This is a genomic window from Achromobacter agilis, from assembly GCF_900496965.1.
GTDB classification, from domain to species: Bacteria; Pseudomonadota; Gammaproteobacteria; order Burkholderiales; family Burkholderiaceae_B; genus Achromobacter; species Achromobacter agilis.
Genome location: NZ_UFQB01000001.1, coordinates 197,795 through 221,075, shown reverse-complemented (window position 1 = coordinate 221,075; position 23,281 = coordinate 197,795). Strand labels below are relative to the sequence as shown.

Genomic DNA, 23,281 nt, shown 5'->3' with positions numbered 1-23,281 from the left:
GCGGGCGCCCTATTGCATGTACCAGCCGTGGCTGACCACGAACGACTGGCCCGTGAGCGCAGCGCTGGGAAAGGCGGCCAGGAACAGGGCGGTCTGCGCCACGTCCTCGACGGTCGTGAACACGCCGTCCACCGTGTCGCCCAGCATGACCTTCTTGACGACGTCCTCTTCGCTGATGCCCAGCTCTTTCGCCTGCTCCGGAATCTGCTTTTCCACGAGCGGAGTGCGCACGAATCCCGGGCAGATCACGTGCGAGCGCACGTTGTGGGCCGCGCCTTCCTTGGCGAGCACGCGGGCCAGGCCCAGGAGCGCGTGCTTGGCGGCGACGTAGGCGGATTTGAGCGGCGACGCTTCGTGCGAATGGACCGAGCCCATGTAGATGACGACGCCGCCCCGGTCGTCCTTGTACATGTGCTTGAGCGCGGCCTTGGTGGTGAGGAAGGCGCCGTCGACGTGGATTGCCTGCATTTTCTTCCAGTCGGCGTAGGCGAAGTTCTCGATCGGGTTCACGATCTGGATCCCGGCGTTCGAAACCAGGATGTCGACGCTGCCGAAGGCCGCGGCCACGCGGTCGATTCCCTGGGTCACGGCTTCTTCGCTGGTGACGTCCATCGCGACGCCCATGGCCTTGCCGCCAGCCTGTTCGATTTCCTTGGCGACGGCCTCGGCGCCCGCCTGGTTCAGGTCGGCGATCGCGACCGCGGCGCCCGCGCGCGCTAGGGTCAGGGCGATTTCCTTGCCGATGCCGCTGGCGGCGCCGGTGACGACGGCGACTTTTCCGTTCAGGTCATGCTGCATGCTGATACCTCCGGTGTGCAATGGAATGCGGAACGCGCCATGCCGTGGCGCGGCGGGCGGGCCTCAGACGGTCCGCTTGGCGTGATGGCGGGCGTAGTCCTGCAGGGCGTCCCGCAGCACGACCGCCTGGTTGTGTTCGGCGTCGTGGGCGCCATACAGCAGGGTGAGGGGCCGCTTGCCGGCGGCTTCCAGCAGGGCGGCCAAGCGGGCCTGCTGTTCGGGCGCGGCCAGTTCGGCCAGGTACTTGCGGCGGAAGTCCTCCCAGCGTTCTTCGACGTGGTTGAACCATTTACGCAGTTCGGTGGTGGGCGCGAGATCCCGGGCCCATTCGTCCAGCCCCAGGTCGGCCCGGCGCAGGCCGCGCGGCCAGACGCGGTCCACCAGCGCCCGGTAGCTGCCTGCCGGGCCGGTGCCCTCATAGACGCGTTGCAGGGTGATGGCGGGCGGTTTCATGGCGGCTCCTCGGGGGCGTGGCGGCTGACCCCGTCTACTTTAGCGCCCGCCGCGTGTCTTTATTGCATTTCCTCGCGGCCGGCGCGCCGCAGCAGCGCGAATCCGGCGATGGCGGACGCCAGCGACCCCGTCAGGACGCCGATCTTGGTGGCATCCACGGCGGCCGGGTCGGTGAAGGCCAGGGCGCCGATGAAGAGGCTCATCGTGAATCCGATGCCGCACAGCAGCGCAACGCCGTACAGCTGGGTGAAGGAGGCGTGCCGCGGCAGGCTGGCGATACCGCTCTTGATGGCAAGCCATGCAAAGCCGAACACGCCCAGCTGCTTGCCCAGGAACAGCCCCAGGGCCACGCCCAGCGGCACGGGTTGCGCCAGGGTGGCCAGCCCCAGGCCGGCGAACGATACGCCCGCGTTGGCAAAGCCGAAGACCGGAACAATCAGCAGCGCGACCGGTTTGTGCAGGGCATGTTCCAGGGCGTGCAGCGGCGAATGCGTGCCGGGGTGCCCCTGGTTCTGCGGGCGCAGCGGAATGGCCAGCGCCAGCGCCACCCCGGCCAGCGTGGCATGCACGCCGGACTTGAGAACGAAATACCAGAGCACGGCGCCGATCAGCAGATAAGGCGCCAGGCGCAACACTCCCGCGCGGTTGAGGCAGAACAGGCAGGCCAGCAGGGCGCCCGCCATGCCCAGGGCGAACGTATTGAGCGTCGACGTATAGAACAGCGCAATGATGACGATGGCGCCCAGGTCGTCCAGGATCGCCAGCGCGGTCAGGAAGATCTTCAGCGACGTCGGCACGCGGCTGCCCAGCAGCGCCAGGATACCCAGCGCGAAGGCGATGTCGGTCGCGGCGGGAATGGCCCAGCCGCGCAGCGTGGCGGGGCTGCCGGCGTTGACCAACACGTAAATGAGCGCCGGCACCGCCATGCCGCCCAGCGCCGCGATGCCTGGCAGCACGATGCGGCCGGCGCCGCGCAGCTGGCCGTCCAGCACTTCGCGCTTGATCTCCAGCCCGACCAGCAGGAAGAACACGGCCATCAGGCCGTCGTTGATCCAATGCAGCACGGTTTCCTTGAGCACGACGGGTCCCGCCTGGAAGCCCAGCTTGGTTTCGAGCGCGCCGAAGTAATACGGGGCGGCGGGGCTATTGGCGACGGCCAGCGCGACCAGCGCGGCCAGCATGAGAACGTAGCCGCCGAGCGCTTCGGATTGGAGGAACGACTGGAGGAAAGAGGGAGATTTGGCGCGGGACGAAGCCGGGGCGGTCACTGTTGGAGCGTCCTTGATTTACAGATTGAGAAGGTGGCCGACACAATTCTGAATTTTAACTGAATGTATGTCGACGAGCTTCTACGTCGGTGAATTTCGCCCATTTTTGAAAGAACATCGGGAAATTCGAGGACATCATCGGCGGGCTCCTTACCAGGCCGATTCCCCCTGCCGCCGCCGGCGCACGCCCAGGCTCAATGCCAGAGCAGGGCGTTCATGGCTTCGACCAGGCGGTTGCGGTAGCGGGGCAGTTGGGCCTCGACGCCTGCGCGCTGTTCTTTCCATTCCTCGGATTCCGCGCCCGCGGCCACCCGCGGCGGCGCCCATATCGGATCGGGGAAGTGGCGGTCGCCGCGCCAGCGCGGGATCACGTGCCAATGCAGGTGCGGGACCATGTTGCCCAACGAGGCCAGGTTGATCTTGTCGGGCGACAGGATCGATTGCTGCGTCTCTTCCGCGACGTACACGGCCCGCATCAGCAGGTCGCGCCCGTGCGTGGAGAGGCTGGTCATTTCGGCCAGGTGGCCGTTCCAGATCACCCGCGTGAAGCCGGGATAGTCGGCATCGGCCACTTCGATGATGCGCAGGTGCGGCCCCCGCCACAGCAGCGTGCCGCCATCTTCCTGGCACAGGGGGCAGTTGGGGTCGCGCGCGCTCACGGCATTACCTTGCGGTACTGGATGAAGCCGGAGCGGTCGGCGATCCGGTCGTACAGCTGGATCGCGGTGGCGTTGGTTTCATGGGTGAGCCAGTACACGCGCGAGCAATTGGCGGCGGCGGCTTGCGCATAGACGTGTTCGATCAGCTTGCGGCCGGCGCCGGTGCCGCGCACGTCCGGGGCCACGTACAGGTCCTGCAGATAGCAATAGTCGCCGGCGGTCCAGGTGGAGCGGTGGAAGATCCAGTGCACCATGCCGATGGCCCGGCCGCTGTCGTAGGCCAGCGCGGCGTGCATGGGTTCGGCGCCATCCAGGAACCGCGCCCAGGTGTTGCGCGTTACGGCGTCGTCGATGTCGACGCGGTAGAAGTCCTGGTAGCCTTTCCATAGCGGCAGCCAGGTTTCGAAGTCGGCGGCGGCGATGGGACGGATTTCAACGGTACTCATGGCTTGTGGTCTCCCTGCTGCGGTTCAATGTAGGTCTTCCATGGCTTCGACAATATGCCGCAGCACTTGCAGTCGAGCGTAACGCTTGTCGTTGGCCGATACCAGATGCCAGGGCGCGTGAGCGACGTCGGTCCGGGTCAGCATTTCGTTGGCCGCCGCGGCATATTCTTTCCATTTGTCGCGGTTGCGCCAGTCCTCGGCCGTGATCTTGAAGTTCTTGAACGGCGATTTTTCGCGCTCCTGGAACCGTTCGAGCTGCACGTCCGGCGTCACCGCCAGCCAGAATTTCAGCACCAGCGCGCCGCTCGCGACCAACTGCTCTTCGAAGTCGTTGATTTCGGCATAGGCACGGCGCCAGTTGGCGGGCGCGGCCAGTTTCTCCACGCGTTCCACCAGCACGCGGCCATACCAGGAGCGGTCGAAGATGGCGATGCGGCCGTGGCGCGGCACCTGGCGCCAGAACCGCCACAGGTAGGGCCGCGCCAGCGCTTCGCTGTTGGGCGCGGCCACGGGGGTAATGTCGAACTGGCGGGCGTCTAGCGCGTGCGTCACGCGCCGGATGGCGCCGCCCTTGCCGGCCGCGTCTTGCCCTTCGAATACGAGCACCAGCGAACGCTCCTGGAACTTCCGGGAGCGCGCCGCGCGCGCCAGCCTGCCCTGCAGCAATCCCAGTTCGGATTCGTAGTCGTTCTTTTCGATCTTGGCGTCGTAGTCCAGTTGCCCCAGGCGGTCGACGATGCGCGCCGGCCGCGAGTGGGCCACGAAGGAGGGCGAGATACGGGGCACGCCGCGCTGGCGCATCGCGGCCAGCACCGCCTCCGCCGTGCGGGCGGAGCGCATGTTCTCGTCGGCGCTGGGGATCACGACCCAGGGCGCGTGGCCGGTGTCGGTATGGTTCAGCACGGCCTGCCCGGCGTTGCGGATGCGGTCGTATTTTTTGTGGACCTTCAAGTCGACCGGGCTGACCTGCCACGCGGTTTCCGGGCTGGCCAGGAGGCGCTTGGCGCGCTCCTGCTGGGCCTCGGCTGATAGATGGAACCAGAGCTTGACGATCTGCACGCCTTCCGCGGCCAGCATCGACTCGAAGCGCCGGATCGTGGCGGCTTGCGCCTCGATGCTGTCATGGTTGGGCTTCTTGCGCGTGGCTTCGAAGATCAGCGGCGCATACCAGGAGCCGAACACGATGCCGGTGCTGCCCTTGGGCGGCAGGTCGTTCCAGTAGCGCCACAGGGGCGGGCGCTCGAGCTCTTCGCCTTCGCGCGGGCCATACGCCAGCGTCTTGATGTGGCGCGGGTCCATCCATTCGTTGAGCAGATTCACCGTGGCGCCCTTGCCGGCGCCGTCGATCCCCGCCACCACCACCAGCAGCGTCTTGTCCGCCTTGGCCAGGCGCTGGTATTGCGCGTTCAGCAGGGCGACGCGCAGCCGCGCCTCCAGGGGCTTGAATTCATCCTTGGACAGGCTGGGGTCGGCTTCGGCTTCGGCGAACATGGGGGATCCGTCTGGTCGGCAATTCTGCGATCGGACGATCTTGCGGGATAAGCCCGGGGCACGCAAGCCCGGGGCGCGCCCGCCCGCGGGGCGTCACGCCATCGCCTGCCGGACCGCCAGCACGAGAATCACAGGGCGTCGACGGGGATCTTCAGGTAGCGCACGCCGTTGTCTTCGGCCGGCGGGAAGTGGCCGGCGCGGATGTTCACCTGGATGGCGGGCAGGATGAGGGTCGGCATGGACAGCGTGGCGTCGCGGCGGGTGCGCATGGAGACGAAATCGTCTTCGCCGACGCCGTCGCGCACATGGATATTGGCGCTGCGCTGTTCGGCCACCGTGGTCTGCCAGGAGGCGTCGCGGCTGGCGGGCGGGTAGTCGTGGCACATGTACAGCCGCGTGTCGCCGGGCAGGCTCAGCAGGCGCTGGATGGACCGGTACAGCTGATGGGCGTCGCCGCCGGGAAAGTCGCAGCGCGCGGTGCCCACGTCGGGCATGAACAGCGTATCGCCCACGAAGGCGGCATCGCCGATCAGGTAAGCCATGTCGGCGGGCGTGTGGCCCGGCACGTGGATGGCCCGCGCCTCGAGTCCGCCGATGCGGAAGGTCTCGCCGTCGGCGAACAGGCGGCCGAACTGCGATCCGTCCAGCTGGAATTCCGGCTCCAGGTTGAAGATCTTCTTGAATACGCCCTGCACGGTCTGGATGCTTTGCCCGATGGCGATGACGCCGCCCAGTTGCCGCTGCAGGTAGGGCGCGGCGGACAGGTGGTCGGCATGGGCGTGGGTTTCCAGCAGCCACTCGGTTTTCAGGCCGTGCTGGCGCACGTAGCCGGCCACGCGGTCGGCGCTTTCGGTACTGCTGCGGCCCGATTTGGGGTCGTAGTCCAGGACCGAATCGATGATGGCGCAGGCGCCGCCCGGCGCCGGTTCATGGACCACGTAGGTGATGGTGGCTGTAACGGGATCGTAGAAGCCTTGGATCTGGGGGGACATGGACGTTCGCCTGGCAGCGCTACGCTGCGTGATCAATACAATATATATTTTTCAATAATATTGTTGAATATTCTATTGGTCAATATAATGGTCAAATCCTCCTAGGCCGATTGATCCTCATCAAATGAACGAAGTCCTAACCGAGTGCGAGGTCGCCGTCCTGCGCGAATCCGCCTCCCAGGCCTGCGCGCTGCTCAAGGCGCTGGCCAACGAAGACCGCCTCCTGTTGCTCTGCCAGCTGGTGCAGAACGAACGCAACGTGAGCGAACTCGAAGCCCTGACCGGCATCCGCCAGCCCACGCTGTCCCAGCAACTGGGAGTATTGCGCGATGAAGGGCTGGTGGCGACGCGCCGCGAAGGCAAGTACGTCTACTACCAGATGGCCAGTTTCGAGGTCAGCCAAGTCATGAAGACGCTATCGAGTTTGTACTGCGGCCGGGCCATGGAGTCACTCAAGTGAATCTGGACTGGTCCGCCTTCACTCCCGTGGCGTCCGCTTTCGGCGGCCTGCTGATCGGCGCGGCCGCCGTGCTGCTGATGGGCGGCGCGGGCCGCATCGCCGGCATCAGCGGCATCCTGGGCGGCCTGTGGACGCCCGAACGCGGCGGTTCGTGGCGCGTGGCTTTCCTGCTGGGCCTGTTCGCCTCGCCCTGGCTGTACCGCCTGGGCGCCGCGCTGCCCGCCATCACGGTCGAGGCCGGCACGGCGCGCCTGATCGCCGCGGGCCTGCTGGTGGGCATCGGCACGCGCTATGCGTCGGGCTGCACCAGCGGCCACGGCGTTTGCGGGGTATCGCGGGGCTCGCCCCGTTCGCTGGCCGCGACGGCGCTGTTCATGGCTGCGGGTTTCGGCATGGTCTATGTCATGCGGCATCTGGCGGGAGGCTGATCATGAATGCACTGTTCGCCTTCGTGTCGGGCCTGGTCTTCGGGCTGGGGCTCATCATTTCCGGCATGGCCAACCCCGCCAAGGTGCTCGGCTTCCTGGACCTCGCTGGCGCCTGGGATCCGTCGCTGGCCTTCGTGATGGGGGGCGCCGTGCTGGCCACGGCGGCGGGCTTCGCCGTGTTGCGCCGCCGCCGGGCCAGCCTGTCTGGCGAACCCTTGCGCTGGCCTACCGCCACCCGCATCGACGCGCGCCTGGCGCTCGGCAGCCTGGTGTTCGGCGCGGGATGGGGACTGGCCGGCTTCTGCCCGGGTCCGGCGCTGGTGGCGGCATCGGCTGGCGTGTCCGAGGCGCTGGTATTCGTGGCCGCCATGCTTGCCGGCATGGCGGTATTTTCAATCCTGGAAAAAATCAAAAGCCGGTAGACCGGCTTGGAGACAAGCATGCCCATGGCACAAGGCCAACGCGATTTCGACGTGGTGGTGGTGGGCGGCGGGGCGGCTGGCATCGGCGTGACCGCCAGCCTGTTGCGCCGGCGGCCGGACCTGCGTATCGGGGTCATCGAACCCAGCGACAAGCATTACTATCAGCCCGCCTGGACCTTGGTGGGCGGCGGCGCTTTCGACGTGGCCCGGACGATGCGCCCGACCCGCGCCGTCATGCCGTCGCGCGCGACGTGGCTGCAGGCCGCCGCCGCGGGCTTCGAGCCCGAGGCCGACCGCGTCCTGCTGTCGGACGGCCGCGCCGTAACCTACCAGCAACTGATCGTCTGCCCCGGACTGCGCCTTGCGTGGGAGCAGGTCGACGGCCTTGCCGAGACATTGGGCCGGCAGGGCGTCACCTCCAACTACCGCTACGACCTGGCGCCTTATACCTGGGAACTGGTGCGGGGGCTGAAGGGCGGCCGGGCGCTGTTCACGCAGCCCGCCATGCCCATCAAGTGCGCCGGCGCGCCGCAGAAGGCCATGTACCTGGCGTGCGACCATTGGCGGCGCGCGGGCGCGCTGGGCCGCATCGACGTGGAATTCGACCTGGCCGGCGCGGCGCTCTTCGGGGTGCCGACCTTCGTGCCGCCGCTGATGCGCTACGTGGAGAGCTACGGCATTGCGCTGGCCTTCAATTCTTCGCTGGTGGCCGTGGACGGCGCGGCGCGCAAGGCCTGGTTCGACGTGAAGGGCGCCGACGGCGCCATGGCGCGCGTGGAAAAATCCTTCGACATGCTGCACGCGGTGCCGCCGCAGGTTCCCCACGCGTTCCTGAAGAACAGCCCGCTGGCGGATGCCGCCGGCTGGTGCGAGGTGGATCCCGCCACGCTGCGCCACGTCCGTCACGGCAACGTCTTCGGGCTGGGCGACGGCATCAGCACCACCAATGCCAAGACCGCTGCGGCGGCGCGCAAGCAGATCGTCACGGTGGCCGAAAACCTGCTGGCGCTGCGCGAAGGCCACGCCATGCCGGTGGCCTACGATGGCTATGGCTCCTGCCCGCTGACGGTCGAGCGCGGCCGCATTGTGCTGGCCGAGTTCGGCTACGGCGGCAAGCTATTGCCGACCTTTCCGCTGGATCCGACCGTGCCGCGCAAGAGCGCCTGGTTCCTCAAGGCCAGGATGCTGCCGTGGATTTACTGGAACGGCATGCTGAAAGGCCGTGAATGGCTCGCCCGTCCGCTGGGCAACTGAGCGCGCGCCGATGATCGCAACGGTGTGGGCGGCCAGCATGGCGCTGGGCGGATGCGTCGGCCTGATCCTGGGGCTGACCGGTGCGGGCGGCGCCATCATGGCCGTGCCCCTGCTGGTCTTCGGCCTGCATTTGCAGGTGGCGCAGGCCGCGCCCATCGCTTTGCTGGCGGTTGGGCTGTCCGCCGCGCTCGGGGCGGTGCTGGGGCTGCGCAAGGGCCAGGTCCGGTATCGGGCGGCCGGTTTCATGGCCGCCACCGGCATTCTGGTGTCGCCGCTGGGCCTGTGGGCCGCGCGGCGCCTGCCCAACGCGCCGCTCGCCATCCTCTTCGCCGGCGTGCTGGGCATGGTGGCCTGGCGAATGTGGAACCAGGGCGCGCGGCCCGCCGCGGCGGCCGCGGATGCGCCGCGCCTGCCGCCGTGCCAGCTCAGCGCCAGCACCGGCCGGCTGCGCTGGACGGCACCCTGCGCCCGCGCCTTGACGGGCACGGGCGCGATCGCGGGTTTCCTGTCCGGGCTGCTGGGCGTCGGGGGCGGCTTCGTCATCGTCCCGGCGTTGCGCCGCGCAACCGATCTGCCGATGCAGGCCATCGTGGGCACGTCGCTGGCCGTGATCGCGCTGGTGTCGGCCAGCGGCGTCGCGGCGGCGGCGGCGGGCGGGCATCTGGACTGGGCGATCGCGGCGCCTTTCACGGCCGCCGCGGTGCTGGGCATGCTGGCCGGCCGCGCGGTGGCAGACCGGTTTCCGCCAAGGCGCCTGCAGCAGGGTTTTGCGTTGTTCGCCGGGGCGGTGGCCGCGGCAATGCTGGCAAAAGGGGTGATCGCGTTGGTTGCGGCCGCGTGAATCCGCGCGGCCGCGCCGTTCATTCGTAGGTGCGCACGTCGTCGATGACCTTGCCGTCGTTCGGCAGGCTGCCCGCTTCCACCCATTCCACGTCGCTGCGCAGTTTGGTCACATCGCGCACCGATTCCGCGATGCGCTTGCCGAGTTCGCCGGTCGGCGTTTGCGCTTCCACCTTGAGCACCATGCGGTCGGAACCGGTATTGCCGCTGATCACCAGGCGCGCGCGCAGGATCTCGGGATGGCGGCGCGCCACGTCGGCCACTTGCGACGGATGCACGAACATGCCGCGCACCTTGGTGGTCTGGTCGGCGCGGCCCATCCAGCCCTTGATGCGGGTGTTGGTGCGCCCGCAGGGCGAGAGACCGGGCATGACGGCCGACAGGTCGCCCGTGCCGAAGCGCACCAGCGGATAGTCCGGATTCAGGGTGGTGACCACGACCTCGCCGACTTCCCCGTCGGGCACGGGCTCGCCGGTGCCGGGGCGGACGATTTCGACAATGATGTCCTCGCCCAGCACCAGCCCCTCGCGGGCGGGCGTTTCAAAGGCCACCATGCCGAGATCGGCGCTGCCGTATGCCTGGTAGCCCTCGACGCCGCGCGCGGCGAGCCAGTCGCGCAGGGACGGCGGGAACGCCTCGCCGGACACCAGCGCGCGGCGCAGCGAATCCAGCTTCACGCCCAGTTCGTCGGCCTTTTCCAGGATGATCTTGAGGAAGCTGGGCGTACCCGTGTAGCCGGTGGGCGCGAGGTCCTGGATGGCGCGCACCTGCTGCTCGGTCTGCCCGGTACCGCCGGGGAAGACGGTGCAGCCCACGGCATGCGCCGCGGTTTCCATCATTGAACCGGCGGGCGTGAAATGGTAGGAAAAGCAGTTGTAGGTCAGTTCGCCGGCACGGAATCCCGCCGCGTGCAGGGCGCGGGCGAAGCGCCAGTAATCGGCGCGCGCGCTCTCCGGTTCATAGATGGGGCCGGGCGACGCGAAGACGCGCATCGCCTCGCCCCAGCCGATGGCGGAGAAGCCGCCGAAGGCCTTGCGCGGCCCCGCGGGCGCGCAAGCGTCGTCGCGGCTGTGCTGCTGCCGCTCCAGCAGTTCGTGCTTGCGCAGCACGGGCAGGCGCGCCAGCGCCGCGCGCGACGTGATGGTTGCTGGGTCGATGCCGCGCAATTGCTCGGCGATGGCCGGCGCCCGGGCAACGGCCCGGGCAATCGCGCCGGGCAGGGCGGCCATCAGGTCGCGCTCGCGCTGCTCGGGCGCGCGGGTTTCCAGAACATCGAAAAACTCGGACATGGGATCGCACCCTCTTGTGTGCCGTACTGCGGTGTCGTTGCCGGCAGCGGGCCGGACCGCGCCGGCTTCGCCGCTCCAGGAATCAGGCCAGCCAGCGTTTGCGGCGGCGGTAGAACTTGTTGTCGCGGAAACTCTTGCGTTCGCCGCTGGAAATGCCCAGGTAGAACTCCTTCACGTCTTCGTTCTCGGCGAGGTCCGAGGCCGCGCCGTCCATCATCACGCGCCCGTTTTCCAGGATGTAGCCGTAGTCGGCGTAGCGCAGCGCGATGTTGGTGTTCTGCTCGGCCAGCAGGAAGCTGACGCGCTCGCGCTGGTTCAGGTCGCGCACGATCTCGAAGATCTCCTCGACGATCTGCGGCGCAAGCCCCATGGACGGTTCGTCCAGCAGGATCATGTTGGGATTGGCCATCAGCGCGCGGCCGATCGCGGTCATTTGCTGTTCGCCGCCCGAGGTGTAGCCGGCCTGGCTGGCCCGGCGCTGCTTCAGGCGGGGGAAATACTGGTAGACGCGGTCAAGCGCCGCCGCGGTGTCGCCGCGGCCCATGCTGCGGGTATAGGCGCCGGTCAGCAGGTTTTCTTCGATGGTCAGGTGCGCGAAACAATGGCGGCCTTCCATCACCTGCACGACGCCGCGCTTGACCAGCTCGGCGGGCGACAGCTTCTCGATGCGCTGGTCGCGGTACTGGATATAGCCCTTGGTCACATCGCCGCGCTCGCCCTTGAGCAGGTTCGAGATCGCGCGAAGCGTGGTGGTCTTGCCCGCGCCGTTGGCGCCCAGCAGGGCCACGATCCGGCCTTCCGGCACTTGCAGGGATACGCCCTTGAGCACCAGGATGACGTGGTTGTAGATCACCTCGATGCCGTTCACGTCGAGCAGGACCTTTGGGGTGTCTGTCGGGGCAGCAATATTGGCGTCGTTCATAAAGGTTCCTGCGGCGTGGCGACTGCCTGTCCCAAGGGACGGCAGCCGGTTCGTATCAACATCCTCTGCATCTGCGGCACCCGCGCCGCATGCAGCTGGCGCGGCTAAAGCGGGGCCGCCGCGGAGCCGGCTTTGCCGGTCCGCGCGCGGCGCCCCCTTGGGGGGAGGCACCGCAGGGGCTTCGGGGGTTACTCACACTTTCGAGGCGTGATGTTCTTTTCCTTGGCGTACTTGGCCGCGGCTTCCTTGACCATGGGGTCGAGGATGGCCTTGTCGGACTGGTACCAGTCCGAGGCGACCTTGAACTTCGAGCCGTCCCATTGCACGATGCGGGCCCAGTCGTCGCCCATGTGATTGCCGCAAGTGGTCTTGACCGGGCGCATGATCTGACCGAAGCCCAGCTTGTCCAGCTTCTCCTGCGTCAGGTTCAGGTTCTCGAAGCCCCAGCGCACCTGCTCGGGCGTCAGCGCCTTGCCCTTGCCGTACTTCTCCTGCGCGGTGCGGATCGCCTCCACCTGCAGCATGGAGATCATCATGCCGCGCGTATGGGCAATGGTGCCCAGCGTGGTGTTGCCGGTCTTGTCCGAGCCTTGGCCCTTGTCGTAGACGAACTTCTTCAGGTCGTCGTAGACCTTGTCGTGGTTCGCGCCGCTGTTGTGGATGGTGATGGCGTTGTAGCCCTTGGCGACATCGCCGAGGTCTTTCACGTCGCCTTCGGAGCCGGCCCACCAGATGGCGTACATCTTGTCGCGCGGATAGCCGCTGGCCTGCGCTTCGCGGACGGCGGTGGGCGTCATGATGCCCGCGCTCCACAGCAGCACGTAGGCCGGGCGCGCCTGGCGGATCTGCAGCCAGGTGGACTTCTGTTCGACGCCGGGAGCGGTCACGGGATAGAGCAGCAGCTCGAAGCCTTCCTTGGCGGCGCGCTTCTGCAGCAGCGGGATGGGCTCTTTGCCGTACGGCGAATCGTGGTAGACCAGGGCGATCTTCTTGCCCTTGAGCTTATCCATGCCGCCTTCCTTCTTGGCGATGTCCTGGATCATCACGTCGGCGGCGGTCCAGTATGTGCCGAGCAGCGGGAAGTTCCATTCGAACACGCTGCCGTCGACCGACTGGGACAGGCCGTAACCCATCGTCTCGACCGGCACCTTGTCGACCATGGCCTTGTCGCTGACGGCGAAGGTGATGCCGGTGGACTGGGTGTCGAAGCCCGATGCGCCGGTGCCCTTGCCCTTCAGGCGTTCGTAGCATTCCACGCCGCGGTCGGTGGCGTAGGCGGTTTCGCATTCCTCGTACGTGATCTTGACGCCGTTGACGCCGCCATCGCGTTCGTTGACCAGCTTCAGGTAGTCCAGCTTGCCGTCGGCCCAGGGAATGCCCAGGGGGGCGAAGGATCCGGTGCGGTACACCAGCAACGGAACGAACTGCTCTTCGGCCGCCATCGCCGGCGTGGCCACGGCGCCGACGGCGCCTGCTGCGGCCACCAGGGCTGCCGCCAACTTCAGGTTAAGACGCTTCATCTCCATTTACCTCCTGCGTGGTGTTTGGGTCCATAAACCCTGGGACACCGGGATTGGCCCGGTCTTGAGCCGGGTATTCAGGATGCCTGGCGCGGCGCTCATGCCGCCGCGCCAGGCGATGTTCAATACAGAAGCAATGCAACGCACGTCAAACAAAACAGCTGCTACCCAATCCGGGCCGCGGCGGATCCGGCTTTGCCGGTCCCCTGCGGCGCCCCCTTGAGGGGGAAGCGCCGAAGGCGCTTCGGGGGTGGGCCACGCCCTCAATGCGGGAACGGCCAGATGCGGAGTTTCTCCTTGCCGATGCTCCATAGCCTGGCCAGCCCATGCGGTTCGACGATCAGGAAGAACACGATCAGCGCGCCGAACACCATGTGTTCCACGTGCGCCGCGGTGTCCACCGACAGCGGCAGCCCCAGCATGTGCGGAATATTGGTGAGCGCCACCGGAACCAGCACGATGAAGGCGGCGCCGAAGAAGCTGCCGACGATCGATCCCAGTCCGCCGATGATCACCATGAACAGCAGCTGGAAAGAACGCGACAGGTCGAACGCCAGCGGCTCCCAGGAGCCCAGGTGGATGTAGCCCCACAGGGCGCCGGCCACGCCGACGATGAAGGAGCTGACCGCGAACGCCGTGAGCTTGGCGTACATGGGGCGGATGCCGATGACGGAGGCCGCCACGTCCATGTCGCGGATTGCCATCCACTGGCGGCCGATCGCGCCGCGCACCAGATTCTTGGCCAGGAGGCTGAACACCACCACCAGGAGCAGCACGAACAGATACTTCTCCATCGCGCTCTGGACGGGCAGGCCGAAGGCGGTGAGCTGCGGCACCGACACGCTGCCGGACGAGGAGTAATTGGTGAAGAAGGGAATGCGCAGGAAGGCCCAGTCCACGAAGAACTGCGCGGCCAACGTGGCCACCGCCAGGTACAGGCCCCGGATGCGCAGGCTGGGGATGCCGAATATCACCCCGACGATCGTGGCGAAGAAACCGCCCAGCAGGATCTGGACGACCAGCGGCATGCCGGGAAAGCGCACGCCGAAATTCCACGCCGCATAGGCGCCCACGGCCATGAAGGCGCCCGTGCCCAGCGAGATCTGGCCGCAATAGCCCACCAGGATGTTCAGGCCCACGGCGGCCAACGCCAGGATCAGGAACGGGATCAGGATGGTGCGCAGCAGGTAGTCGCTGGCCAGCGCCGGGATGGCGATGAACGCCACCGCCAGCAGCAGCCAGATGAAGATGCGGTCCTGGCGGATCGGAAAGATCTGCTGGTCGGCGCGATAGGTGGTCTTGAATTGGCCGTTTTCGCGATAGAACATTTTCTTATCCTAGAGGTCCTGTCTGCTTAGACGCGGTCGATGATCTTCTCGCCGAACAGCCCTTGCGGACGGAACAGCAGGAACACCAGCGCCAGCACATAGGCGAACCAGATTTCGATACCGCCGCCCACGAGCGACCCCAGATAGACCTCGGACAGCTTCTCGCCGACGCCGATGATCAGGCCGCCCAGGATGGCGCCAGGCACCGATGTCAGGCCGCCCAGGATCACTACCGGCAGCGCCCGCAGCGCCGCGGTCGAGAGCGTGAACTGCACGCCGAACTTCGACCCCCAGATAATGCCGGCCACCAGCGCCACCAGGCCCGCCACGCTCCAGACGATCACCCAGATCCGGTTGAGTGGGATGCCGATGGATTGCGCGGCCTGATGGTCGTCGGCCACCGCGCGCAGGGCGCGGCCGGTCGAGGTGTACTGGAAGAAGAGGGCCAGCGCCGCCACCAGCAGGGCGGCGATGACGGCCGCCGTCAGGTCCTCCAGGTTGATCAGGAGCCCGCCTTCGAAGGTGGATTCCAGGATCATCAGGGGATCCTTGGGCATGCCGACGTTGATGGAATACACCGAGCTGCCGAAGGTGATCTGGCCCAGGCCGTCGAGGAAGTAGCTGATGCCCAGCGTGGCCATCAGCAGCGTGGTGGCTTCCTGGTTGACCAGGTGGCGCAGCACGAAGCGCTCGATGGCGACCGCCAGCAGGAACATCACGGCCGCGCTGACGATGAACGCCAGCACGTTGGCCAGGATCAGGTTGTCGAAGCCGAGCCACTGCGGCAGCCACTCCGAGAAGCGGGCCATGGACAGCGCGGCGACCAGCACCATCGCGCCCTGCGCGAAATTGAAGACGCCGGAGGCTTTGAAGATCAGGACGAAGCCCAGGCCGATCAGCGCATACAGCATGCCGCTCATCAGGCCGCCGAATAAGGTCTCTAGAAAAAATCCCATGTCCGCTTCCTAGTTCAGCGTTGCCGGCGTGCTTTCTCCCTCCCCCTTGCGGGGAGGGTTAGGGGAGGGGGCTCCCTCCTGCGCAGGAGCGTCCTTGGTGACGGCGGCTTCGTCGCCGACGCCTAGGTAAGCTCTGATGACGTCTTCGTTCGCGCGGACTTCGTCCGGCTTGCCGTCGCCGATCTTCTTGCCGTAGTCCAGCACCACCACGCGGTCGGAAATATCCATGACCACGCCCATATCGTGCTCGATCAGCACGATGGTGGTGCCGAACTCGTCGTTCACATCGAGGATGAAGCGGCTCATGTCCTGCTTTTCCTCGATGTTCATGCCGGCCATCGGTTCGTCCAGCAGCAGCAGGCGCGGCTCCATCGCCAGCGCGCGGCCGAGGTCCACGCGCTTTTGCAGGCCATAGGGCAGGCGGCCGACCGGCGTCTTGCGATGCGCCTGGATTTCCAGGAAGTCGATGATGTTCTCGACGAATTCGCGATGCTGGATCTCTTCGCGCTCGGCCCGGCCCATGCGGAATGCCTGGGACAGCAGCCCGCACTTCATGCGCAGGTTGCGGCCGGTCATGATGTTGTCCAGCACGCTCATGCCCTTGAACAGCGCCAGGTTCTGGAACGTGCGCGCGATGCCCATCTCGGCGGCACGGCGGGGGTTCATGCGCGAGAAGTGTTCGCCCCGGAACGCGATGGCGCCTTCCTGGGGTGTATAGACCCCGTTGATGACGTTGAGCATCGAGCTCTTGCCCGCGCCGTTGGGGCCGATGATGGCGCGGATTTCGTGTTCGCGCACGTTGAAGGAGATGTCCGTCAGCGCCTTGACGCCGCCGAAGGACAGGGAAATGTTCTGCATGTCCAGCATGACGTCGCCGATGCGCTGGTCGCGGTCGTTGTGGCTCATGATCTCTACGCGGCTTTGGCGGTTATGGCGGGAAACGTCTTTACCGGGCGGATCTTCAGGTCCGCCGAGATCTTGCCGGTGCGTCCGTCTTCGAATTTCACTTCGGTTTCGATGAACTGCGATTGCTTGCCGCCGTACAGGGCGTCGATCAGCACGCCATACTTCTGCGCGATGAAGGCGCGGCGCACCTTGCGCGTGCGGGTCAGCTCGTCATCGTCGGGATCGAGTTCCTTGTGCAGGATCAGGAAGCGGCTGATCTGCGAGGCGGACAATTTGGGATCGGTGGCCAGGTCGGCGTTGACCTGTTCCACGCAGTCCGCGATCAGCTGGTAGACCTCGTCCTTGGAGGCCAGGTCGGTATAGCCGGCATAGGGCATGCCGCGGCGCTCGGCCCAGTTGCCCACCGCTTCCAGGTCGATGTTGATGAAGGCGCACACGTCGTCGCGATTGGCGCCGAAGGCGACCGCTTCCTTGATGTGCTGGAAGAACTTGAGCTTGTTCTCGATGTACTTCGGCGCGAACAGGCTGCCGTTGGCGAGCTTGCCCACGTCCTTGGCGCGGTCGATGATCTTCAACTGGCCGTCGGTGTCGAGATAGCCCGCGTCGCCCGTGTGGAACCAGCCGTCGGCGCTGCGCGCCTCGGCCGTCGCTTCGGGGTTGCGGTAGTACTCCTTGAAGAGGCCGGGGCTCTTGACCAGGATTTCGCCGTTGTCGGCCACGCGGATCTCTACGCCCTGCACCGGCGGGCCTACGGTGTCGTCGCGCACCTGGCCATCCGGCTGCACGCAGACGAACACAGAGGTTTCAGTGGAACCGTAAAGCTGCTTCAGGTTGATGCCGATCGAGCGGTAGAACACGAACAGGTCGGGCCCGATGGCCTCGCCCGCCGTATACGCCACGCGCACACGGCTCATGCCCAGTGCGTTGCGCAGCGGGCCGTAGATCAGCGCATTGCCCAGCGCATAGCGCAGACGGTCCCAGGCGCCGACGGATTCGCCGTCCAGGATCCGCGTGCCGACGCGGCGCGCAAGCTTCATGCAGCGCGCGAACAGTTTGCGCTTGATGAAGCCGGCGTCTTCCATGCGGATCATCACATGGGTCAGCAGGCCTTCCAGCACGCGCGGCGGCGCGAAGTAATAGGTGGGTCCGATGTCGCGCATGTCGATCGCCACGGTGTCGGGCGATTCGGGATGGTTCACCGTGAAGCCGGTGACCAGCAGCTGCGTGTAAGAGAACATGTTCTGGCCGATCCACGCGGGTGGCAGGTAGGCCAGCACGTCCTCCTGGTCGGTCAGGTTCTCCAGCTCGGACACGGCGCGCGCGCGGTCGATCAGCGCATGGTGCGTCAGTACGACGCCCTTGGGCTTGCCGGTCGTGCCCGACGTGTAGAACATGGCGGCCGGGTCGTGCGGCTGCACGGCGGCGATGGCGTCATCCAGGAAGTCGGGATGCTTGGCGGCGTACTCGGCGCCCAGCGCTTCCAGCTGCTCGTAGGACATCAGCATCGCGTCGGTGTAGTGGCGCAGGCCGCGCGGATCGTCGAACACCACGTGCTTCAGGGCGGGACACTGCTCGCGGATTTCGAGCATCTTGTCGACCTGCTCCTGGTCTTCGACGATGGCCACGCTGATCTCGGCGTCCTGCAGCACGTAGACCATTTCCTGGGCGACGGCGTCCTGGTAGAGCGGCACGGGAATGGCGCCCAGCGATTGCGCGGCCATCATGGCCATGTACAGGCGCGGACGGTTCTCGCCGACGACGGCCACGTGCATGCCGGGCTGGATGCCCAGCGCGGCGAGGCCATGGGCGACGTGCCGGACATGTTCCGCCACTTCGGACCACGTAAGGGTTTGCCAGATCCCCAGATCTTTTTCGCGTATCGCGGGCCGCGACCCACGAACCTTGGCATGCGTGAACAGCAGCGCCGGAAAGGTGTCCGACGCCGCCGGCATCCGTGCGGATGCGGGCGGTGTATGTGCCACGTTGTCTCCTCCGGTTTGGGCGCATCGGGCCAGGAGTCCGCGTGGGCGGCAATGGCGATGAGGTGCTTGACCAGTTGGTTTTAGATTTACGGCAGGAGTTAAGGTATAAGGTTGGGTTGCTACCAACTGTCACCATCGCGACATTCAAGGACCTTTTAGGGTATTCCCGATGCAGCTATCCGATTCCCTGCAACTCGCCGCGGCCTGGTTTCGCGTGCTCGACCGCGAACAGCAAATGCGCGTCGAGCGGGACCTCACCGTGCAGCAAGTTGCCGCCGGGTCGATCATAGAGCGCAAAGGCGAACTCGCACAGGCTTGGATCGGCGTGCTGGCCGGGCTCGTCAAGGTGTCGGTGGGCAACGCCGAAGGCAAAGTGGCGTCGCTGACGGGCGTACCCGCCGGCGGATGGATCGGCGAAGGGTCGCTGCTCAAGCGCGAGGTCCGCAAATACGACATCGTTGCGTTGCGGGATTCGGTGGTGGCGCGCCTGCCTGGCGTCACGTTCGACTGGCTGCTGGACACCAGCATCCCGTTCAACCGCTATCTGCTCCATCAATTGAATGAGCGCGTCGCGCAGTTCATCGGCAAGGCGGAGTACGACCGCCTGCTGGATCCGGACGCGCGCGTGGCCCGCTGCCTGGCTGAACTGTTCAACCCGCTGCTGTATCCCGGCATGGGAATGCGCCTGACGATTACCCAGGAAGAAGTCGGCTATCTGGCCCGAGTATCCCGCCAGCGGGCCAACCAGGCGCTGCGCAAACTGGAAGAGGCCGGGCTGCTGAAGGTGGAATACGGCGCCGTCCGGGTGCTGGACCTGGATGGGCTGAAGCAATACGGATCGGATCGTGATACCGAAGAAGGCGAGCCGGCAACGGCGTAGAGGCGGCCGCGCCGGTAAAAAAAAGCTTGACGATAAATAGTGCGCTATTTAATATTGCGCAATGAAATCCAGATCCAAACCCAAAGCTGCATTCAATCCGCTGCTGCTGGATAGCCAGCTGTGCTTCGCCCTGTATTCGACCTCGCTGGCGATGAACAAGGTGTACCGCAAGCTGCTGCGCGATCTGGACTTGACCTATCCGCAGTACCTGGTGATGCTGGTGCTGTGGGAAGGCGATGGAATCACGGTAACGGATATCGGCGAACGTCTGTTCCTGGACTCGGCCACGCTGACGCCGTTGCTCAAGCGGCTGGAAGCGGCCGGCCTGGTGAGCCGGCAGCGCGCCCAGGACGACGAGCGCCAGGTGATCGTGGCCCTGACGCGGCAGGGCCGCGATTTGCGCGACAAGGCGCAGGCGGTGCCGCAGGCCGTCGCCGCGGCCGCGCAATGCTCGCTGGACGAAGCGCAGGACACCATGAAGACCCTGCATGCGTTGCGGGAGAAGCTGGTCAGCAGTCTTTGAGGCGGAGGGTGGCGCCTGCCATCTTTTGGTCATTTAAGTAGTGCACGATATAGTTGTGTGCGATGTTGTTGGTAGGCCGAAGCGGGAATGGTCCCGCCAGGCCAGGCAGTTCCCCTTTTCTCTTTACGAAGGAAATCCATCATGTCTATCGAAAAAGTGCTGTACCGCGCCCACGCGCATGTCACCGGCGGCCGTGAAGGCACGGGTGCCTCCGACGACGGTAATCTGAACGTCAAACTGACCACGCCCAAGGAACTGGGCGGCGCCGGCGCTGCCGGCACCAACCCCGAGCAGCTGTTCGCGGTGGGCTATTCGGCTTGCTTCATGGGCGCCATGAAGTTCGTGGCCGGCCGCGACAAGATTGCGATGCCGTCGGACGCGACGATCGACGGCGCGGTGGGCATCGGCCCCATTCCGACCGGCTTCGGCATCGAAGTGGAACTGAAGATCTCCCTGCCGGGCATGGACCGCGCGGAAGCCGAGAAGCTGGTGGCGGCAGCCCATATCGTTTGCCCGTACTCGAACGCGACGCGCGGCAACATCGACGTGACGTTGACGATCGTCTGAGGGGGCGCTGCGGCGGGGATGCCCGTCGCAAGCGTCTGCTGCAAGTGTCTGACACCCCGGTGGTAAGTGTCTGACACCCGTACGAGACGGCCGTCCGGCTGAAGCGGAGCTTCCCGGGTGTCTGACACCAACGAAAGCATGAACGCATCAGTGTCAGACACCCGGGAGGCGCCGGGGCAGGATGGAGTGCGTCTCGTACGGGTGTCAGACACTACCCCCCCACCGGACGCCTTCAGTGCGATCCACCCAGATACGCCGCGACCACGGCGGGATCGTGCTTCAGCTTATCGGCGCTCCCGTGCACCGAAATCCGTCCGTTCTCCAGCACGTATCCATAATCCGCTACGTTCAGCGCCGCCGCCGCGAACTGCTCGACCAGCAGCATCGTAACGCCCTCGTCCTTCAGCCGCGCGATGATCCTGAACACTTCTTCCACCAGGATCGGCGCCAGCCCCATCGACGGTTCGTCCAGCAGCACCAGTTCGGGATTCAGCATCACGGCCCGCGCCATGGCCAGCATCTGCTGTTCGCCGCCGGACAGGGTGCCGGCCAGCTGGTCCCGGCGTTCCTTCAGGCGCGGGAACAGGTCCATCGCGCGGCTCAGGTCGGCCTGCACGTCGCCTTTGGGCCGGCTGCCCGTCAGGCGGGGAAATGCGCCCAGCAGCAGGTTGTCCGTTATCGACAGGGTCGGGAACACCCGCCGGCCCTCGGGCGAGTGCGCCAGTCCCAGCCGGGCGATGCGATGGGACTCGAGCCCGTCGATGCGCTTGCCGCCCAGCGTGATTTCGCCCGCCGTGGGGCGGATCATCCCCGACAGCGCCCGCATCGTGGTCGTTTTGCCGGCGCCGTTGGAGCCGATCAGCGTGACTACCTTGGCTTTGGGCACATCCATGCTGATGCCGTGCAGCACCTTCACTTTGCCGTAGCCTGCTTCCAGATTCTTGATCGATAGCATCTTGTCGTCCCCTTGGCGTCAGGCGGGCGCGCCGCCCAGATACGCCTCGATGACCTTGGCGTTGCTCTGTACTTCGTTCGGCAGGCCCTCGGCGATCTTCTGGCCGAAATCCAGCACCGACACGGTGTCGCAGACCCCCATCACCACGTCCATGTGATGCTCGATGAGAATCAGCGTGATGCCGTGGTCGCGCACCTTGCGGATGATGGCCAGGAGCTCGACGATGTCGGGCGCCGTCAGGCCGGCCGCGGGCTCGTCCAGCAACAGCAGTTGCGGATCCAGCGCCAGGGCGCGGGCGATCTCCAGCAGGCGTTGCTTGCCGTAGGGCAGGTTGCGGGCCTCTTCGTTCGCCAGCGATTCCAGGCCCACGAATTCCAGCAGCGCCATGGCGCGGCCGCGGGCGCCCTGTTCCTCGCCCTTCCACTTGGGCGTGCGCAGCGCGATGCCCGCCAGCCCGGTGGTGAAGGTGTGATGCAGGCCGACCAGGACGTTCTCCAGCGCGGTCATTTCGCCGAAGAGCTGCACGTTCTGGAAGGTCCGTGCGACGCCCGCTTCGGCGATGTCGGCGGGCGCCAGGCCCACCAGCGACTTGCCGGAGAATTCCACCGCGCCGGCGGTCGGCACGTAGATGCCGGTCAGCACGTTCATCATGGTGCTCTTGCCGGAGCCGTTCGGCCCGATCAGGCCGTGGATGGTGCCGCGTTTCACGGTTAGGTCGACCTGGTTCAGCGCCTTCAGGCCGCCGAACTGCATCAGCACGCCCTTGACCGCGAGCAGGGTTTCGTCCTTGCCCTTGGCGGCATCGGGCACCGCGTCCTCCGCCTTCACCAGGTCCGACTTGACGGTGAGCGCGCTGCGGCGGCCGGAGAAGAACAGGTTGCGCACGAAGCCCACGATGCCATCGGGCAGGTAGTACACGACGAAGAGGATCATGACGCCGAAGATCGTCAGGCGCCAGTCGGTGACGGCGTCCAGCCAGTACGCGAAGACCGTCAGGACGATGGTGCCGATCACGGGCACCGCCACGCGGCGCGGGTCGGCGCGGCCCTTGGAGACCGCGATGGCGCTGCCGGCCGTGACCAGGATGGCCACGCCCAGCGCGATCAGGCGGAAGGTCGAGATGTCGTCCAGCATCTTGGGCAGCAGCACGATGATGGAGGCGCCCAGCAGCGCGCCCGTGCGGCTCTTGCGGCCGCCCATGATGATGGCCAGCAGGAACAGGATGGTCAGTTCAAAGTTGTAGGTGTTGGGCGAGATGTACTGTTCCGAGTACGAATACAGCGCGCCCGCCAGGCCGGCGAAGCCGGCACTGATCACGAAGGCGAACACCTTGTGCCGGTATACCGACACGCCCATGCAGTCCGACGCGATCGGGCTGTCCCGCAGGGCCTCGAACGAACGGCCCAGGTGCGACTTCAGGATGCGATGCACGACGATCAGCGAGAGCACCAGCAGCGCGGCCACCAGCCAGAAGTACTCGCTCTTGGTCAGGATGTGCCCGGCGATGGCCGGCTTGGAGATCTTGATGCCCATGGGACCTTCGGTCAGGAAGGTCATCTCGTTGATCAGGATCTGGATGATGGTGCCGAACGCCAGCGTCACCATGGCCAGGTACGGTCCCGTGACCCGCAGCGCGGGCAGCGCCAGCACCGCGCCGAAGACCGCCGCGATCAGGATGGCGGCCGGGAGGATGACCCAGATGGGCATCTGCAGATGGAAGAACAGCACGCCGGCCACGTACGAGCCGATGCCGAACAGGCCGGCGTGGCCTAGCGATACCTGGCCGGTGTAGCCCACCACGATGTCGAGCCCGAACAGCAGGATCGCGTAGATCATGATCGTTTCGATCAGGTGGAGGTAATACGTGTTGGTGACGCCCAGCGGCACTGCGGCAAGGCAGGCCACGGCCACGACGGATAGCAGGAGGTGCAGGGGTTTCATC

General features: G+C 66.2%; 24 protein-coding genes. 8 read left to right on the top strand and 16 right to left on the bottom strand.

Going from position 1 to position 23,281, the window contains the following annotated elements; genetic code table 11:
• Positions 1 to 9: 9 nt before the first annotated feature.
• From AGI3411_RS01075 to AGI3411_RS01045, 7 genes are all read right to left on the bottom strand, one after another.
• Positions 10 to 798 (bottom strand): 3-hydroxybutyrate dehydrogenase, encoded by a 789-nt coding sequence (locus tag AGI3411_RS01075; protein ID WP_129525596.1) that lies wholly within the window; start codon positions 796 to 798, stop codon positions 10 to 12.
• A 63-nt stretch (positions 799 to 861) separates the two neighbouring features.
• Complete coding sequence (locus AGI3411_RS01070) at positions 862 to 1,251, bottom strand: DUF488 domain-containing protein (protein WP_129525595.1); 390 nt, start codon at positions 1,249 to 1,251, stop codon at positions 862 to 864.
• A 59-nt stretch (positions 1,252 to 1,310) separates the two neighbouring features.
• Positions 1,311 to 2,519: a Na+/H+ antiporter NhaA gene (gene nhaA, locus AGI3411_RS01065; RefSeq protein ID WP_129525594.1), complete on the bottom strand. Its 1,209-nt coding sequence runs from the start codon at positions 2,517 to 2,519 to the stop codon at positions 1,311 to 1,313.
• 194 nt (positions 2,520 to 2,713) lie between these two features.
• The gene (locus AGI3411_RS01060; RefSeq protein WP_129525593.1) at positions 2,714 to 3,178 is read right to left on the bottom strand and encodes an HIT family protein; all 465 of its coding nucleotides are present in this window, start codon (positions 3,176 to 3,178) and stop codon (positions 2,714 to 2,716) included.
• Entirely contained in the window at positions 3,175 to 3,624 is a 450-nt protein-coding gene (locus tag AGI3411_RS01055; RefSeq protein ID WP_129525592.1) for a GNAT family N-acetyltransferase, read from the bottom strand. Before AGI3411_RS01055 ends, AGI3411_RS01060 begins: the two co-directional genes overlap by 4 nt.
• A 24-nt stretch (positions 3,625 to 3,648) precedes the next feature.
• Positions 3,649 to 5,115 carry a polyphosphate:AMP phosphotransferase gene (pap, locus tag AGI3411_RS01050; protein WP_129525591.1) on the bottom strand — a complete coding sequence of 489 codons (1,467 nt, stop codon included), beginning with the start codon at positions 5,113 to 5,115 and terminating at the stop codon, positions 3,649 to 3,651.
• Between the two features lie 128 nt (positions 5,116 to 5,243).
• Entirely contained in the window at positions 5,244 to 6,107 is an 864-nt protein-coding gene (locus AGI3411_RS01045) for an MBL fold metallo-hydrolase (RefSeq protein WP_129525590.1), read from the bottom strand.
• Positions 6,108 to 6,231: 124 nt separating this feature from the next.
• Here AGI3411_RS01045 and AGI3411_RS01040 point away from each other — a divergent pair, with 124 nt between their 5' ends.
• From AGI3411_RS01040 to AGI3411_RS01020, 5 genes are read left to right on the top strand one after another with little or no spacing between them, the layout of a single operon-like run.
• Positions 6,232 to 6,567: an ArsR/SmtB family transcription factor gene (locus AGI3411_RS01040; protein ID WP_129525589.1), complete on the top strand. Its 336-nt coding sequence runs from the start codon at positions 6,232 to 6,234 to the stop codon at positions 6,565 to 6,567.
• Entirely contained in the window at positions 6,564 to 6,995 is a 432-nt protein-coding gene (locus AGI3411_RS01035) for a YeeE/YedE family protein (protein ID WP_129525588.1), read from the top strand. Before AGI3411_RS01040 ends, AGI3411_RS01035 begins: the two co-directional genes overlap by 4 nt.
• Before the next feature lie 2 nt (positions 6,996 to 6,997).
• Complete coding sequence (locus AGI3411_RS01030; protein ID WP_129525587.1) at positions 6,998 to 7,417, top strand: YeeE/YedE family protein; 420 nt, start codon at positions 6,998 to 7,000, stop codon at positions 7,415 to 7,417.
• An 18-nt stretch (positions 7,418 to 7,435) separates the two neighbouring features.
• Positions 7,436 to 8,671: an NAD(P)/FAD-dependent oxidoreductase gene (locus tag AGI3411_RS01025; protein WP_129525586.1), complete on the top strand. Its 1,236-nt coding sequence runs from the start codon at positions 7,436 to 7,438 to the stop codon at positions 8,669 to 8,671.
• A 10-nt stretch (positions 8,672 to 8,681) separates the two neighbouring features.
• Positions 8,682 to 9,512 (top strand): sulfite exporter TauE/SafE family protein, encoded by an 831-nt coding sequence (locus AGI3411_RS01020; RefSeq protein WP_129525585.1) that lies wholly within the window; start codon positions 8,682 to 8,684, stop codon positions 9,510 to 9,512.
• A 19-nt stretch (positions 9,513 to 9,531) separates the two neighbouring features.
• Here AGI3411_RS01020 and AGI3411_RS01015 read toward each other — a convergent pair whose 3' ends face one another.
• The 7 genes from AGI3411_RS01015 to AGI3411_RS00985 all read right to left on the bottom strand — a co-directional run bounded on the left by AGI3411_RS01015 (position 9,532) and on the right by AGI3411_RS00985 (position 18,414).
• Entirely contained in the window at positions 9,532 to 10,800 is a 1,269-nt protein-coding gene (locus AGI3411_RS01015) for a phenylacetate--CoA ligase family protein (RefSeq protein ID WP_129525584.1), read from the bottom strand.
• A gap of 82 nt (positions 10,801 to 10,882) precedes the next feature.
• A complete protein-coding gene (locus tag AGI3411_RS01010) occupies positions 10,883 to 11,722 on the bottom strand; it encodes an ABC transporter ATP-binding protein (RefSeq protein WP_129525583.1) in 840 nt (279 codons plus the stop codon).
• 188 nt (positions 11,723 to 11,910) lie between these two features.
• Entirely contained in the window at positions 11,911 to 13,248 is a 1,338-nt protein-coding gene (locus tag AGI3411_RS01005) for an ABC transporter substrate-binding protein (protein WP_129525582.1), read from the bottom strand.
• Positions 13,249 to 13,505: 257 nt separating this feature from the next.
• Positions 13,506 to 14,570, bottom strand: coding sequence for a branched-chain amino acid ABC transporter permease (locus AGI3411_RS01000; RefSeq protein WP_129525581.1), 1,065 nt, complete (start codon positions 14,568 to 14,570; stop codon positions 13,506 to 13,508).
• 26 nt (positions 14,571 to 14,596) lie between these two features.
• Positions 14,597 to 15,526, bottom strand: coding sequence for a branched-chain amino acid ABC transporter permease (locus AGI3411_RS00995; RefSeq protein WP_129525580.1), 930 nt, complete (start codon positions 15,524 to 15,526; stop codon positions 14,597 to 14,599).
• Positions 15,527 to 15,535: 9 nt separating this feature from the next.
• Positions 15,536 to 16,432: an ABC transporter ATP-binding protein gene (locus AGI3411_RS00990; protein ID WP_129525579.1), complete on the bottom strand. Its 897-nt coding sequence runs from the start codon at positions 16,430 to 16,432 to the stop codon at positions 15,536 to 15,538.
• A gap of 5 nt (positions 16,433 to 16,437) precedes the next feature.
• The gene (locus AGI3411_RS00985) at positions 16,438 to 18,414 is read right to left on the bottom strand and encodes an AMP-dependent synthetase/ligase (protein ID WP_129525578.1); all 1,977 of its coding nucleotides are present in this window, start codon (positions 18,412 to 18,414) and stop codon (positions 16,438 to 16,440) included.
• A 169-nt stretch (positions 18,415 to 18,583) separates the two neighbouring features.
• On the opposite strand from AGI3411_RS00985, the gene AGI3411_RS00980 reads away from it, so the two are divergent.
• The 3 genes from AGI3411_RS00980 to AGI3411_RS00970 all read left to right on the top strand — a co-directional run bounded on the left by AGI3411_RS00980 (position 18,584) and on the right by AGI3411_RS00970 (position 20,384).
• A complete protein-coding gene (locus AGI3411_RS00980) occupies positions 18,584 to 19,294 on the top strand; it encodes a Crp/Fnr family transcriptional regulator (protein ID WP_129525577.1) in 711 nt (236 codons plus the stop codon).
• Positions 19,295 to 19,355: 61 nt separating this feature from the next.
• On the top strand, positions 19,356 to 19,817 hold the full coding sequence (locus AGI3411_RS00975; protein WP_129525576.1) for a MarR family winged helix-turn-helix transcriptional regulator: 462 nt from the start codon (positions 19,356 to 19,358) through the stop codon (positions 19,815 to 19,817).
• A 141-nt stretch (positions 19,818 to 19,958) separates the two neighbouring features.
• The gene (locus AGI3411_RS00970; RefSeq protein WP_129525575.1) at positions 19,959 to 20,384 is read left to right on the top strand and encodes an organic hydroperoxide resistance protein; all 426 of its coding nucleotides are present in this window, start codon (positions 19,959 to 19,961) and stop codon (positions 20,382 to 20,384) included.
• Between the two features lie 232 nt (positions 20,385 to 20,616).
• On the opposite strand, the gene AGI3411_RS00965 is transcribed toward AGI3411_RS00970, so the two are convergent.
• Both AGI3411_RS00965 and AGI3411_RS00960 read right to left on the bottom strand, forming a co-directional pair.
• Positions 20,617 to 21,339 (bottom strand): ABC transporter ATP-binding protein, encoded by a 723-nt coding sequence (locus AGI3411_RS00965; protein WP_129525574.1) that lies wholly within the window; start codon positions 21,337 to 21,339, stop codon positions 20,617 to 20,619.
• Positions 21,340 to 21,357: 18 nt separating this feature from the next.
• On the bottom strand, positions 21,358 to 23,280 hold the full coding sequence (locus tag AGI3411_RS00960; protein ID WP_129525573.1) for a branched-chain amino acid ABC transporter ATP-binding protein/permease: 1,923 nt from the start codon (positions 23,278 to 23,280) through the stop codon (positions 21,358 to 21,360).
• Between the last annotated feature and the right edge of the window lies 1 nt (position 23,281).

What these genes read in the sequence shown, in the direction of transcription:
- AGI3411_RS00995 (WP_129525580.1), bottom strand. Translation starts at nt 15,526, where the DNA reads ATGGGATTTTTTCTAGAGACCTTATTCGGCGGCCTGATGAGCGGCATG.
- AGI3411_RS01070 (WP_129525595.1), bottom strand. Translation starts at nt 1,251, where the DNA reads ATGAAACCGCCCGCCATCACCCTGCAACGCGTCTATGAGGGCACCGGC.
- AGI3411_RS01040 (WP_129525589.1), top strand. Translation starts at nt 6,232, where the DNA reads ATGAACGAAGTCCTAACCGAGTGCGAGGTCGCCGTCCTGCGCGAATCC.
- AGI3411_RS01030 (WP_129525587.1), top strand. Translation starts at nt 6,998, where the DNA reads ATGAATGCACTGTTCGCCTTCGTGTCGGGCCTGGTCTTCGGGCTGGGG.
- AGI3411_RS01025 (WP_129525586.1), top strand. Translation starts at nt 7,436, where the DNA reads ATGCCCATGGCACAAGGCCAACGCGATTTCGACGTGGTGGTGGTGGGC.
- AGI3411_RS00980 (WP_129525577.1), top strand. Translation starts at nt 18,584, where the DNA reads ATGCAGCTATCCGATTCCCTGCAACTCGCCGCGGCCTGGTTTCGCGTG.
- AGI3411_RS01075 (WP_129525596.1), bottom strand. Translation starts at nt 798, where the DNA reads ATGCAGCATGACCTGAACGGAAAAGTCGCCGTCGTCACCGGCGCCGCC.
- AGI3411_RS00965 (WP_129525574.1), bottom strand. Translation starts at nt 21,339, where the DNA reads ATGCTATCGATCAAGAATCTGGAAGCAGGCTACGGCAAAGTGAAGGTG.
- AGI3411_RS01055 (WP_129525592.1), bottom strand. Translation starts at nt 3,624, where the DNA reads ATGAGTACCGTTGAAATCCGTCCCATCGCCGCCGCCGACTTCGAAACC.
- AGI3411_RS00975 (WP_129525576.1), top strand. Translation starts at nt 19,356, where the DNA reads ATGAAATCCAGATCCAAACCCAAAGCTGCATTCAATCCGCTGCTGCTG.
- AGI3411_RS01020 (WP_129525585.1), top strand. Translation starts at nt 8,682, where the DNA reads ATGATCGCAACGGTGTGGGCGGCCAGCATGGCGCTGGGCGGATGCGTC.
- AGI3411_RS01005 (WP_129525582.1), bottom strand. Translation starts at nt 13,248, where the DNA reads ATGGAGATGAAGCGTCTTAACCTGAAGTTGGCGGCAGCCCTGGTGGCC.
- AGI3411_RS00960 (WP_129525573.1), bottom strand. Translation starts at nt 23,280, where the DNA reads ATGAAACCCCTGCACCTCCTGCTATCCGTCGTGGCCGTGGCCTGCCTT.
- AGI3411_RS01000 (WP_129525581.1), bottom strand. Translation starts at nt 14,570, where the DNA reads ATGTTCTATCGCGAAAACGGCCAATTCAAGACCACCTATCGCGCCGAC.
- AGI3411_RS01015 (WP_129525584.1), bottom strand. Translation starts at nt 10,800, where the DNA reads ATGTCCGAGTTTTTCGATGTTCTGGAAACCCGCGCGCCCGAGCAGCGC.
- AGI3411_RS00990 (WP_129525579.1), bottom strand. Translation starts at nt 16,432, where the DNA reads ATGAGCCACAACGACCGCGACCAGCGCATCGGCGACGTCATGCTGGAC.
- AGI3411_RS01045 (WP_129525590.1), bottom strand. Translation starts at nt 6,107, where the DNA reads ATGTCCCCCCAGATCCAAGGCTTCTACGATCCCGTTACAGCCACCATC.
- AGI3411_RS00970 (WP_129525575.1), top strand. Translation starts at nt 19,959, where the DNA reads ATGTCTATCGAAAAAGTGCTGTACCGCGCCCACGCGCATGTCACCGGC.
- pap (WP_129525591.1), bottom strand. Translation starts at nt 5,115, where the DNA reads ATGTTCGCCGAAGCCGAAGCCGACCCCAGCCTGTCCAAGGATGAATTC.
- AGI3411_RS01010 (WP_129525583.1), bottom strand. Translation starts at nt 11,722, where the DNA reads ATGAACGACGCCAATATTGCTGCCCCGACAGACACCCCAAAGGTCCTG.